Raw genomic sequence first — 12,675 nt, forward strand, 5'->3', positions numbered from 1 at the left:
CCGATTGCCGTTGACCTGAGCAAGGCAGTGTAAGCCGGCCGAGGGTCTTGTGATATCCTAAGGACTCATCCAAGACGGCGTTTATGCGAGAGTGTCCTGCTTGTCATACGACCTATACAGACGAAACACTTCGGTACTGCTTGACCGACGGAACCCCGCTCGTCGATACTGCCGAAACCGCAACGGTGTTTAGCGGCCCGAATGACCGTATGCGCGTCGATATACCGCAGCTATCGGACCCGCAACTGAATATGCCGCCGCCGATTCATCAAAAGAAAGCCGGCAGCGGTAAGAAGATATTAGCGGTGCTGGCAATTCTCGCGGTCCTGGGATTGATCGTCGTTGCGGCAGGCGGGGCATTGATCTATTTCAATCTCGATAAACTTTCAGGCCTCGGTGTCGGGGAACAGAATAAGAACACCTCACCGACGCCGACGAACACGGCGACGCCCAATCCAAGCCCAAGCACCACGCCCGATAAGGCAAGTGACCTCGAAAAACAGATCGCGAATCTGCAAAAGCAGATCGAGGAACAAAGCAAGAACGGCAGCCCTGCGAACTCAACAACAGCCGGCCCGGGCGGCTTGCCGATGGATCGGACGGCTCGCGTCAACTCGCCGGGCGACGGATTTCTAGCCCTCAGGACGCTGCCGAGCAGTCAGATCGGCGACCGTATAGCAAAGATCCCTCACGGGGCGACGATCCGCGTCGGAGTATGCGGCCCTGTGATGGAAGGGTCAAAACGTCCCGGCCGATGGTGTCAGGCATCTTATTCAGGCATGACAGGCTGGGTCTATGATGCGTATCTTATCTATTAGCTAAGAGAAAGGGTGCGGCCTTTTTTGTAAGTCCGCACCCGGTAGGTTTGTTTGGTAGGTATTATAGACAGGGTATTATGAATCCGCCACAAGTTACGGCCGAGCGGACACCGAAGGGGGATAATAAAAGATCCCCGATGTTTTGAAGTTTGAAATGTCAAACTTTGTACGTGCTCCGCACTCTGTGCAAACACGATACGAAACTCTTTTCGAAGTGAATGGGCGGCTCAATTCTTTGTGCCAGCAACCGAAGACCTTACCAAAGATCCCGATCTTAGCCCCGAATTCACCCTGCGTCCTATCTATTAGACGCTTCGCAATGGCATTTTGTTCCAAAACTGCGTACATTTTTGAAATTTTTTGACGCATTCCGCGTCCCTCCATTGCTTAGAACGCTTCGGCGCGTTCTTTTTGCATCTCTGGGATGAGAAAGATCGAACTTTAGTTGTCTTGACAGCAAAAACACTAATGCCAACAATTTCGCAATATCGGATAATTCCGATAATATCAGTCATTAGACCGACAAGAGAGGTACCAACTATGCGGCTACGATCGAACATATTCACCGTTATTCTCCTTTTGATCACCATTTCAGCACCTGCGGCGTTCGGCTGGGATGATGCAGGCCACAAAACGACAGCCTACATTGCGTGGCAGCAGATGACGCCGGAGACGCGGGCGGCAGTGATAAATATACTGCTCGATGCGCCGGAAGACTCGCAGCTTGCGACCTTTTTCGCGAACTATGGCTCACGATCGCTCGAGTCGCGCCAGCTCGACTTCTTTATGACGGCGGCGACGTGGCCCGACATTGTTCGTGATAAGCGTTTCAAGGTCAGGGCAGAGAAATATCACAACTCGAGCTGGCATTACAGCGATACGTTCTGGAAATGGGAGGACGGCAAGGCCGTGCCTGTTACAGACCTTGCACCGAACGGACTTGCCCTGCAGAAGCTGAAGGACTTCAGCGAGGTCATACGGTCTTCCGCGGCATCATCGGCAGACAAGGCGCTTGCGATCGCGTGGCTTGAACACATAATCGGCGACATACACCAGCCGCTGCATGCATCGGGCAGAGTGACTAATTCATCGCCCAAAGGTGACCAAGGCGGCAACCGTTTTCTGCTCACGCCAAAGGGTACGCCAAGGGCCGAGGAGTTGAACCTTCACTGGTTTTGGGATTCGATCCTCATGCGGTATGAGCCGAATACCAAGGATGTCTGCGACAGCGACTATCTCGATCCGATAGGCGAAAGGATAATGAAGATGTATCCATACGACAAGATGAAAGGTGAGCTCGCCGCCGACAACTTTAGCCAGTGGGCAAAGGAAAGCCTCGAAATCTCGCAGCAGGAAGTTTATCGAGGGGTTCGGTTCTTCTCGCTGCCGTCGGACGGTTACAAAAAGAAGGCATTCGAGATATCGGAAAAGCGGCTCGCCCTTGCGGGCTACCGCATGGCGGCCTTGTTCAACGAAGTGTTCGCCAAGCCAAGCCCTGCACCGCCGAAGTAAATGGACGCTGCAGGAGTGCTCGAATACTTTCGCGAACGCGAAGCGGCGATCGTTGATGCGATCGGTCGGCTCGTTGATGTCGAATCACCTTCGCACGACTCGGGCTCGAGCCGCATGGCGGCCGACCTTGTCGAAGAGATGGCGGCCGGCATCGGTGCGGATATGACCGCAGAGCGTATAGCGGTCAAGGATGGCGAACATCTGATCATACGGGCGTTCGAGCGTGCCGGTGCGGGAAGGACGTTGATGCTCGGACATACTGACACCGTTCATCCGAAAGGCTCGAACGGAGCGAATCCGACGCGGATCGAGAACGGGCGGTTCTACGGCTGCGGCATCTTTGATATGAAGGCCGGTGTCGTCCTGATGATCGAGGCGTTGCGGTATTTTGCCGCATCTGGCACCATGCCGGCGACGCCGATAACCATTGTGCTTACGTGCGATGAAGAGGTAGGCAGCCAAACCGGAAGGCCGATCGCCGAGCGCGAAGCAAAGGGGGCGGTGCGCTGCTTTGTTCTCGAACCGTCTGCCGGCGGATGTGTAAAAACAGGCCGCAAAGGTACGGGAGTATATCGCATTGAGGCACACGGCTCGCCCGCACACGCCGGGCTTGAGCCTGAAAAGGGAGCGAATGCCGTAGCGGCTCTGGCAGGCCTCGTCGGCGAGATACATGCTTTGGCGATGCCCTCGGCAGGTACCACCGTGAATGTTACGACCTTCAGCGGCGGAACGGCGACCAACGTCATACCGGAATTTGCCGCGTGTGATATTGATGTACGTTTTGCGGCTGCCGTTGAGGCTGAACGTGTAGATGCGGCTATCCGCTCGCTCGCCTCCCCGAATGAGAGCGTGAAGCTGAATATTCTCGGCGGCATCAATCGCCCGCCGCTCGAGCGTACGCCCGAAGTTGCAGCATTGTTCGCGCATGCCCGCGGCCTTGCGGCATCGTTCGGCTATTCGCTCGGTGAAACGTCTGTCGGCGGCGCTTCGGACGGCAATTTCATCGCGGCAATGGGCATTCCGGTGCTCGACGGGCTTGGCGTTGCAGGTAACGGTGCTCATACTCTTGATGAGTATATCGAGGTCGCCGATATCGCAAAGCGTGCAACACTTCTGACACTTCTGCTTGCAGATGACGGCGCGGCAGAATAGCTTTCGGCCTGCGGCCGGATTTTTGCGGAGGCGCGGCCTGTCCGGTGATGGGCGCGGTCTTCAAAACCGTTGTAACGGCGTGAGAGCGTCGTTAGGTGGGTTCGACTCCCACACGCCTCCGCCAACCGCACGTCAGCAAGATCGGGGATGAAGGACTGGATAGCATTAAATATGACGCCGGGTATCGGGCCGCGTGCGGCGACAAAGTTGCTTGAGCGGTTTGGTTCGCCCGACGGCGTTTTTAGTGCCGCGCGCTCACAGCTCGAGTCGATGGGGCTGCGGCCGGAAACTGTTGACAGCATCATAAAGCATGAGTTTCGAGATCGTGCGGCAGGTGAGCTTCAGCAGGTGCGTGAGCTTGGCGGCGATGTCTTGATACTCGATGACGGCAGCTATCCGGCATTGCTTCGCGAGATAGACGATCCGCCGCCCGTGCTTTATGTCAAAGGCGATTGGCAGGCGTGCCTCGACGGCCCGTGCGTCGGTATCGTCGGTTCGCGAAACTGCTCGACCTACGGGCAAAACGCGGCCGAGATGATCGCACGCGACCTTGCTTCACGCGGCGTGACGATCGTTTCGGGGCTTGCACGCGGGATAGATTCGGCTGCGCATCGCGGTGCGCTCGCGGGTCAGGGGCGTACGGCCGCCATTATGGGAACAGGCCTCGACAGCATCTATCCGCGCGAGAATAACGGCCTCAGCCGCGACATACTTGCTGCGGGCGGCAGTCTTATCACGCAGTTCCCGCTCGGCACACCGCCGCTGAAGGACAATTTTCCTTACCGCAACCGCATCATCAGCGGCCTAAGCTACGGCATTCTGATCGTTGAGGCATCCGAACGCAGCGGCTCGCTCATAACCGCACGGCTTGCCGCAGAGCAGGGCCGCGAGGTAATGGCTATTCCGGGCAACATCACTTCAGGCAATTCTTTTGGGACGAATTATCTTATAAAGAGCGGAGCCAAGCTCGTGCAGCAGTGGCAGGACGTCGCAGCGGAACTGCCGAGCGAGATCGCTGCAGCGATACTGCCGCCGCGGATCGAACGGCAGACCGAGGCCGAACGGTCACCGAGCCTTCCGTTCGATATGAACGAACACGAACAGGCCGTCTGGAAAGCCCTCAGTGCAGACGAGCCGACGCACATCGACGTGCTGCTCGAAGCCACCGAACTCTCGTTCGGCGACCTAAACTCCGCCCTTGTCGGCCTCGACCTTCGCGATCTGATCCGCGTCCTTCCCGGCAAGAACTACGCTCGGAGAAGCTGAGACGAGCACTCCCCTGTTGACATATTTCAGGTTCGGGCGAAGAATACTTGCGAAACCACGCTGCGTGAGGATTCTGAGCAATGCGGCAGGCACAGTTTCGGGCGAGGCCGCGGGCCTTGGGTATCTGATCCGGGCGGACAAAGCACCATGAAATGGTAAATGAAATTTATGCGGACCGGTCCGAAACACCGGTCAACTCGCGTTGCTTATTGACAGCGGCAACAATATGGTGTTAGAAGTCAGAACGTCAGAGCATATATTGCTCTGACTATTTTTTTCAAGATTGAAAAGAGTTTAGTAATAGCAAAGCTGCCGGAAAAAGGGCTTTGCTAAATACCGAACCAAGCTATGTCAAAGAATTTGCTAATAGTCGAAAGCCCTGCAAAGGCCAAGACCATAGAAAAGATCCTCGGGAATGATTTTCAGGTGAACAGCTGCTATGGCCACATCCGCGACCTGGAAAAAACAGGAATGGGCATTGACATCGAAAATGATTTCGAGCCTCGTTATATCGTTCCTGAAGAAAAATACAAGGTCGTGAATGAACTGAGATCTTTGGCAAAAAGATCGAATGAAGTATGGCTCGCAACTGACGAAGACCGCGAGGGCGAAGCCATAAGCTGGCATCTGTGTGAGGTGCTCGGCCTCGATCCGCGTGTTACTAAGCGGATCGTTTTTCACGAGATAACCAAACCGGCCATCGAGGCGGCTGTAAAAAATCCGCGTACGGTGAACATGGACCTCGTAATGGCGCAGCAAGCCCGCCGCGTACTTGACCGGATAGTCGGCTTTGAGCTTAGCCCCGTACTCTGGCGCAAGATCAGCACAAGTAATAAAAGCCTAAGTGCCGGACGCGTACAGAGCGTTGCGGTACGCCTTATCGCCGACCGTGAACGCGAGATCAACGCATTTCAGCCTGTCAGCCACTTCAAGATCGAAGGCATTTTTACGGCAAATGACATTACGGGGAAGCCGGTAACTTTCAAGGCTGAGGGCAAGAAACAGGACAGTGCCGACGATGCGGAAAAGTTCCTGCAGAGCTGTGCCGGCGCGCAATATAGAGTGGCTGATGTGCGTGTAAAGCCGGGCAAGCGCTCGCCCGCTCCGCCGTTCACAACATCGACCCTTCAGCAGGAAGCCTCTAGAAAGCTTGGTTACGGTGTTGCAAAGACAATGCTTATCGCCCAGAAGCTTTATGAGAACGGGCATATCACTTACATGCGAACCGACAGCGTAAGCCTGAGTTCGACCGCCCTCGCAGAAATTGCGAATACGGTGAGCAGCCTTTACGGCAGTCAGTATCATCAAGCACGCAAATTCAAGAACAAGAATGAATCCGCACAAGAGGCACACGAGGCAATTCGCCCCACCAACGCGAACGCCGCAACCATCCGGGACGAAGAGTGGCAAAAGCTGTACGAACTCATCTGGAAGCGGACGATGGCATCACAAATGGCCGATGCCGAACTTGAAAAGACCACTGTCAGCATCGAGATCTCAACGAATAAGGAAGAACTGACCGCATCGGGCGAAGTATTGAAATTTGACGGCTTTCTGAAAGTTTATAGGGAAGGTAAGGACGAGGACGAACCCGAAGAATCATCAGAGGGGCTTTTGCCGCCGATGGCCGTCGGGCAGCTTTTGCCGCTGTCCGAGCTGCGGGCAACGGAAAGGTTCAGTCGTGCCCAGCCGAGATATACCGAAGCTTCTCTGGTAAAGAAACTTGAGGAGCTTGGCATCGGCCGTCCGTCAACGTACGCACCGACGATATCCACTATCCAGAAACGCGGCTACATCGAGAAAAGAGATAAGGACGGCGTACAGCGGCCCTTTAGGATACTGGTCTTAAAAGATGACCGGATCAGCAAGCAGGACGGCTCGGAGACCACGGGTGCGAAAAGATCAAAGCTGTTCCCGACGGACCTTGGCCTGGTCGTTACGGATTTCCTGAAGCAGTATTTCGACGACATCATGGATTACGGCTTTACTGCCAAGATCGAAGGCGAGTTTGACGAGGTCGCCGGCGGCAAACTGCAATGGAATGAGATGATCGAGGAGTTTTACACCCCTTTCAAAAAACACGTTGACAGCACGATCGAGACCGCTGAGCGTGTTAAGGGCGAGCGGCTGCTGGGCACTGATCCGGAAAGCGGCAAACCTGTGATCGCACGGATGGCCCGCTACGGCCCGATAATACAGATCGGCATCGTCGATCATGAAGAAAAGCCGAGGTTTGCAAAGATCCCCGCGGGACAAAGTATTGAGACGATCACTTTTGAAGAGGCCTTGACGCTCTTCAAACTCCAGTCTGCGATGGGCAGTTTTGAAGGCAAGGATATGTCCGTTGGCGTCGGCCGATTTGGCCCGTACGTAAAATGGGGCGATGAATTTGTCCCTATACCGCGCGGCACAGACCTGACGACAGTTGATGCAGAAAAAGCGATAAGCTACATAAGGGCAAAGAAAGCGGCTGATGCTCCTGTCGGTGAGTATGACGGCAAGCCGATCACAAAAGGAACGGGACGTTTTGGGCCGTTCATTAAATGGGACGGTATGTTCATCAACGTGCCGCGCCGCTACCAACTGTCTGAGCTGACCCAGGCCGAGATGAACGAACTTATCGAAGCAAAGGTCAGCAAAGAGGCAAATCGCTATATCCAACGCTGGGAAGATGAGAAGATATCGGTTGAAAATGCTCGTTGGGGCCCTGTCGTCAAATTCGGCAAAAAGACCATTTCACTTCCAAAAAAGGCGGACGGCACACGCCCTACGGCAGAAGATGCAGCAGCCTTGACGCTTGAGCAAGTAAAGGCGTTGATCGAGGCCGCAGTGCCGAATGCTTTTGCAAAGAAGACAAAGGCGGCGGCCGGCAGATCCGCTTCGAAGACCGCGGCAAGACGCAAGGGCAAGTGATCGGATCGGATGAACGCCCGAAACCGTTCCCGCCGGAAATGGCCGACACTAAAGAGGTTGAACGCGCGTTATTGCCAAAATGATAATTGTGGTTATAAAATTGCTGTCGTTATAAGCTCGATTTTACAATAGGCCGCGACCCGGCAGAACGGTTCGGCCGCAGGCTGTCCGGCAATGAAAGAAAAGCTACACTTTATTCATGCGTTCCTGAAGAATCCGTTAAAGGTAGGTGCGATAACGCCCAGCTCGCCGGAGCTTGCGGCCGAGATGCTGCGTGGTATCACACCCGATGAGAACAACATTGTCCTCGAACTCGGTGTCGGTACAGGCGCGATAACGAGGTTCCTTGCCGACATTATTCCTAATCGCGAATCATACCTCGGGCTTGAGCTCGACGAACGGCTCGTAAAGATGATCAACAAGACGCTGCCGGATATGAACGTGATCAGCGGCAACGCCGCCGAAGCTTACTCGATCCACAAGCAGCACGGCCTCGGCAAGGTGCGTTATCTGGTCTGCTGCCTGCCTTTCGTTTCGCTGCCGAAGGAGATCAGCGACAGTATCCTCAAGGAACTGGAACTTTTTATGGCAGACGGCTGCGAGCTTCGCATATTCCAGTATGCACATGGCTACTATCTTCCTCCGGCGATCAAACTGCGCGAATTTATGCGCAACCGCTATGGCCACTCACGCCGAAGTCCGCTTGTGCTTAAGAACGTGCCGCCAGCATTCACGCTAACCTGGTCAACTATAGTTTGAAACCTTTTCCGCGCCGGTACGGTATTAATCTAGTTGATCTTTTGACAGATATCACTCAAGGAGTACCAAAACGATGCTTAGACGTAAGTTCATAGGCGCAATTTCGCTTTGCGCAATGCTGCTTCCGACGGTCGCGCTTGCGCAGGCCCCGGCCGCAAAATCGATATATGCCGCACCGAAAGAGGTGATCGCCCGCATTAAGGAAGAAGGGACGAAACGTTCGCAGGTAATGGACATCGTCCGCTACTTGTCGGATGTGAACGGCCCGAGGCTTACGGGATCGCCGGGCTTGAAGCGTGCTAATGAATGGACGCGCGACACGATGGCTAAATGGGGCCTCGAGAACGCACATTTGGAGGCGTGGGGGCCATTCGGCCGCGGCTGGACACTGAAACGATTCTCCGCGATGGTTGACGGCCCGACGGCGTTCCCGCTGATCGCATATCCGAAGGCATGGACGCCCGGAACCGACACGCTTTTTCCTGCTCCGGCAGTTGACCCTAAAGCAAAGGCATCGAAAAAGGCCGCCGCACCGGCGGCTCCCACGAGCACTGCATACACCGGCGAGGTCGTTCACTTTGATGCCAAGAATGAAGCGGAGCTTGCACAGTACAAGGGCAAGCTGAAGGGCAAGATAGTGCTGGTCGGCCCTATTCGCGACTTAAAAGCACACTTTGCACCGGAGGCCACGCGTTGGACCGACACACAGCTTCTCGATATGGCAAATGCCCAGGATCCGGCATTGATACAGGCTCCCGGGTTCAATATGCCGCGGAATTTCGGGCAGATGATGCAGTTCAACAACGCAAGGATGCGGTTTCTGGTTGATGAAGGCGCAGCCGTCTTGGTAGATGCAGGACGCGGCGACGGCGGAACCATCTTTGTTCAGCAGGCGACGGCCGTTCAGCCTCCGCCGCCTGCCGCCGGAGAACAACCGAGGCCGCCCGCAAGGCTTTACGACAAGGGCACGGTCGTTCCGATCCAGATCAGTGCCGCCGCCGAACAGTACAATCGCTTGGTCAGAATGATCGATGCGGGCCAGAAAGTAACGATGACCGTCGATCTTGCTGTCGAGTTTCAGGATGAGGACCTGAACAACTACAACACCATCGCAGAGCTGCCGGGCGGTGATCTCAAAGATCAGCTCGTGATGCTTGGCGGACATCTTGATTCGTGGCAGTCAGGCACTGGTGCGACCGACAATGCGGCAGGTTGTGCGGTAATGATGGAAGCGGTGCGAATACTAAAAGCTCTCGACCTAAAGCCGCGTCGTACTATCAGGGTTGCTCTGTGGACGGGTGAGGAGCAGGGTTTGCTCGGTTCGCGTGCTTATGTAAAACAGCACTTCGGGTATCGCGGCGACGGTAATACGCCATTCTTCGGCGGGCCGAATCCGGCGACGCTTCCGCTGACCAAACTTCCCGAATACGACAAACTGTCGGCTTACTACAACATCGACAACGGTACGGGCAAGCTCCGCGGTGTCTATTTGCAGGGCAATAACAACGTCCGGCCGATCTTCCGCACATGGCTTGAGCCGTTCAGCCGGCCGACCTGGTGGAAGGAGGACTTTGACCCGACCAAGGACACGAGCTATGCGGCCAACACGCTGACGCTCAGCAATACGGGCGGCACCGATCACCTCAGCTTTGACGGTATCGGGCTGCCGGGCTTCCAGTTCATACAGGATGATGTCGAATACGGCACCCGTACGCATCATTCGAATATGGACGTTTATGACCGCATCCAAGCGGATGATATGAAGCAAATGGCGATCATCGTTGCCTCATTCGTCTATCAGACCGCGATGATGGATGAGAAGATACCGACCAAATGATCGGGTACGGGTATTACGAGAATAGGCCGTCCGGCAACCGCCGGCGGCCTTTCCTCCTCAGGGCAGCCTGAACATCGGCGGTGTTTATGCCTAAAGTTTCTTCGCCATAAAGAGGACGTTCGGATAAGGATTTTTGTAATACGGTTCGGTCTCTTCGAATCCGTATGAGCGGTACAACGCGACCGCTGCCTCCATTTTTTGCGGAAAAGTATCAAGCAGCATCCTTTTGTAACCCGCGAGGCGGGCCTCGGCGATGATCTTTTCGACAAGCATCCTGCCCAGCCCGGTGCCGCGGGCGTTCTCGCGCACATATAACCTCTTCATCTCACAAACACCGTCGCCGATCTTACGCATCGCGATACAGCCCAACACTTCGCCGCCCTTGTATGCAAGTATGAGCCTTCCGTCGGGCGGTGCGTATTTGCCCGGCAGCGACGCCATTTCGTTCTCAAAATCCTGAAAGCACAGGTCGATGCCGAGCGAGCGTTCGTACTCACGAAAGATCATGCGGGCATCGTCGATCGTGTCGCCGCTCTCGGCATTGATCAGGCTGATCTGAACCTTTTCCATACTCAGGATATTATCGCGGCAAAGGCTTTCCTGCGACAAATGATATAAAATACAGGTTTTATGGAACTTGCGGTTGAAAAGTACAAGGTCAAGGAAGAGCCGTTCTACCTGCCGGTCGGCAGCGAGGTCGAATTGTTCGAGGCGGCCTATGCGGCAAAGCTGCCTGCGTTGCTTAAAGGCCCGACGGGCTGCGGAAAAACGCGTTTTGTCGAATATATGGCTCATCGGCTCGGACGGCCGCTTATAACGGTCGCGTGCCACGAGGATCTTTCTTCTACCGATCTCGTCGGACGTTTCCTGCTCGAAGGCGAGGAGACGGTCTGGCATGACGGGCCGCTGACGGCGGCTGTACGCTCGGGAGCGATCTGTTATTTGGACGAGGTCGTCGAGGCACGCAAGGACACGGTCGTCATCATTCATCCTTTGACGGACGATCGCCGCCGACTGCCCATCGAAAAACGCGGCACTATCATCGAGGCACCCGATGAATTTATGCTCGTCGTCTCATACAATCCCGGCTATCAATCGATCCTAAAGGATCTGAAGCAATCGACACGGCAGCGTTTCGTCGCGATGGAATTCGATTACCCCGACGCTGATGCCGAAACAAAGATCGTTGCAAAGGAAGGCGGCATCGAGGAAGGCATCGCGGCCGACCTCGTAAAGATCGGCCAAAAGGTGCGCAACCTTCGCGGGCACGGCCTCGAGGAAGGCGTCTCGACACGGCTGCTCATCTACGCGGCGCAGCTTATCGCCAAAGGCATCGCACCGGTTGCGGCCGCCGAGGTCGCGATCTGCTCTCCGATAACTGATGACCGCGAGCTGCAGCGCAGCATACGCGAGATCGTTACGACGATCATTTAAGATATGGATCTCGAGAAACAGAAAGAAACGTATATCAACCGAGCCGTTAATATCTAGCTTGGCTTGATCAAGGAACTACCGGATTTTGACCATATTGATCGAATACGGTTTTGGCAGGGCCTATCTTCATCAGATCGGATGAGCGCCACTACTGAGATAGTAAAGCGTGTTCATCTAGCCAAAGGCGGCAGTCTTGATCATTTGAAAGTCAATAAAAACGTCGTCCGGATCGTGCGGAATTAATTCTAGTTGTGTAAATATTGTCTCGCGTAACGTCATCTTTTATCCCTATTGCGTCATTATTAAGAAAAATGTCATAAGAATTGATAAAAAGTACGTCAGGATGAAGAAAAAACACTTCACTATTGAAACACAACACGTCAGATTTTATTCCACACACCCCACATTTGATTCGACGTACGTGACTATTGGAAAAAAGCTCCTCACATTTCAAAAAACATGTTATCTTTCTCTTCAGCGAGGATGAGAGATGCTTTACTTCGACCTTGAGAGGATCTTAAAGACACGCGGGATCGATGAGCCGTATCGTTGGCTGGTCAAGAATGGTTTTGTGCCTCAGACGGTGCATTCGTGGCTCAATTATCAGCTCGGCTACATCAAGCCCGACCACCTCGAACGCCTCTGCCTGCTGCTCAACTGCACGCCGAACGACCTTTTCGACTGGCGCGAGGACGGCAAAACCATCGTCCACGACACCCACGCCCTCCGCACACTCATCAAACAGAAAAACGACATCCAAACCACCCTCCGCGAACTCCCGCTCGATAAACTGGAAAAGCTCGGTGAGATGCTGGCGGAGATGAACTCGAAGGGTAGTGAAGCGGCTAGCGAATAATGATTAGAAGATTTAGTCTTATCGTTGCAGTCCTCGCGTCGCTATCTATCACGATTGAGGCTCAAAAATGCTTGCGTTACGGTTCGATCGTTTCGTTAACCGGAAATGTTAGGTTGCGGTTGTATAAC

General features: G+C 54.6%; 10 protein-coding genes and 1 tRNA gene. 10 read left to right on the top strand and 1 reads right to left on the bottom strand.

Annotated features, from left to right (window positions below):
- Positions 1-83 precede the first annotated feature (83 nt).
- The 8 genes from HS105_00420 (at position 84) to HS105_00455 (ending at position 10,257) form a co-directional block, all read left to right on the top strand.
- Positions 84-818: a hypothetical protein gene (locus HS105_00420; protein ID MBE7515067.1), complete on the top strand. Its 735-nt coding sequence runs from the start codon at positions 84-86 to the stop codon at positions 816-818.
- Positions 819-1,358: 540 nt separating this feature from the next.
- Positions 1,359-2,330 (top strand): S1/P1 nuclease, encoded by a 972-nt coding sequence (locus tag HS105_00425; GenBank protein MBE7515068.1) that lies wholly within the window; start codon positions 1,359-1,361, stop codon positions 2,328-2,330.
- A complete protein-coding gene (locus tag HS105_00430) occupies positions 2,331-3,482 on the top strand; it encodes a M20 family metallopeptidase (GenBank protein MBE7515069.1) in 1,152 nt (383 codons plus the stop codon).
- A gap of 26 nt (positions 3,483-3,508) precedes the next feature.
- A tRNA-Sec gene (locus tag HS105_00435) sits at positions 3,509-3,606 on the top strand.
- 23 nt (positions 3,607-3,629) lie between these two features.
- A complete protein-coding gene (dprA, locus tag HS105_00440; GenBank protein ID MBE7515070.1) occupies positions 3,630-4,748 on the top strand; it encodes a DNA-protecting protein DprA in 1,119 nt (372 codons plus the stop codon).
- Positions 4,749-5,096: 348 nt separating this feature from the next.
- Positions 5,097-7,661 carry a type I DNA topoisomerase gene (topA, locus tag HS105_00445; GenBank protein MBE7515071.1) on the top strand — a complete coding sequence of 855 codons (2,565 nt, stop codon included), beginning with the start codon at positions 5,097-5,099 and terminating at the stop codon, positions 7,659-7,661.
- Between the two features lie 174 nt (positions 7,662-7,835).
- Positions 7,836-8,420, top strand: a complete 585-nt coding sequence (locus HS105_00450) for a hypothetical protein (GenBank protein ID MBE7515072.1) — start codon at positions 7,836-7,838, stop codon at positions 8,418-8,420.
- Positions 8,421-8,493: 73 nt separating this feature from the next.
- Positions 8,494-10,257 (top strand): M20/M25/M40 family metallo-hydrolase, encoded by a 1,764-nt coding sequence (locus HS105_00455; GenBank protein ID MBE7515073.1) that lies wholly within the window; start codon positions 8,494-8,496, stop codon positions 10,255-10,257.
- A 90-nt stretch (positions 10,258-10,347) separates the two neighbouring features.
- Here HS105_00455 and HS105_00460 read toward each other — a convergent pair whose 3' ends face one another.
- Positions 10,348-10,827 (bottom strand): GNAT family N-acetyltransferase, encoded by a 480-nt coding sequence (locus HS105_00460; protein MBE7515074.1) that lies wholly within the window; start codon positions 10,825-10,827, stop codon positions 10,348-10,350.
- A gap of 60 nt (positions 10,828-10,887) precedes the next feature.
- Here HS105_00460 and HS105_00465 point away from each other — a divergent pair, with 60 nt between their 5' ends.
- On the top strand, positions 10,888-11,691 hold the full coding sequence (locus tag HS105_00465) for a CbbQ/NirQ/NorQ/GpvN family protein (protein ID MBE7515075.1): 804 nt from the start codon (positions 10,888-10,890) through the stop codon (positions 11,689-11,691).
- 490 nt (positions 11,692-12,181) lie between these two features.
- On the top strand, positions 12,182-12,547 hold the full coding sequence (locus tag HS105_00470) for a helix-turn-helix domain-containing protein (GenBank protein ID MBE7515076.1): 366 nt from the start codon (positions 12,182-12,184) through the stop codon (positions 12,545-12,547).
- The last annotated feature ends 128 nt before the right edge of the window (positions 12,548-12,675 follow it).

This window comes from Chloracidobacterium sp. (assembly GCA_015075585.1).
Classification (GTDB): domain Bacteria; phylum Acidobacteriota; class Blastocatellia; order Pyrinomonadales; family Pyrinomonadaceae; genus OLB17.

What these genes read in the sequence shown, in the direction of transcription:
- HS105_00420 (MBE7515067.1), top strand. Translation starts at nt 84, where the DNA reads ATGCGAGAGTGTCCTGCTTGTCATACGACCTATACAGACGAAACACTT.
- HS105_00425 (MBE7515068.1), top strand. Translation starts at nt 1,359, where the DNA reads ATGCGGCTACGATCGAACATATTCACCGTTATTCTCCTTTTGATCACC.
- HS105_00430 (MBE7515069.1), top strand. Translation starts at nt 2,331, where the DNA reads ATGGACGCTGCAGGAGTGCTCGAATACTTTCGCGAACGCGAAGCGGCG.
- dprA (MBE7515070.1), top strand. Translation starts at nt 3,630, where the DNA reads ATGAAGGACTGGATAGCATTAAATATGACGCCGGGTATCGGGCCGCGT.
- topA (MBE7515071.1), top strand. Translation starts at nt 5,097, where the DNA reads ATGTCAAAGAATTTGCTAATAGTCGAAAGCCCTGCAAAGGCCAAGACC.
- HS105_00450 (MBE7515072.1), top strand. Translation starts at nt 7,836, where the DNA reads ATGAAAGAAAAGCTACACTTTATTCATGCGTTCCTGAAGAATCCGTTA.
- HS105_00455 (MBE7515073.1), top strand. Translation starts at nt 8,494, where the DNA reads ATGCTTAGACGTAAGTTCATAGGCGCAATTTCGCTTTGCGCAATGCTG.
- HS105_00460 (MBE7515074.1), bottom strand. Translation starts at nt 10,827, where the DNA reads ATGGAAAAGGTTCAGATCAGCCTGATCAATGCCGAGAGCGGCGACACG.
- HS105_00465 (MBE7515075.1), top strand. Translation starts at nt 10,888, where the DNA reads ATGGAACTTGCGGTTGAAAAGTACAAGGTCAAGGAAGAGCCGTTCTAC.
- HS105_00470 (MBE7515076.1), top strand. Translation starts at nt 12,182, where the DNA reads ATGCTTTACTTCGACCTTGAGAGGATCTTAAAGACACGCGGGATCGAT.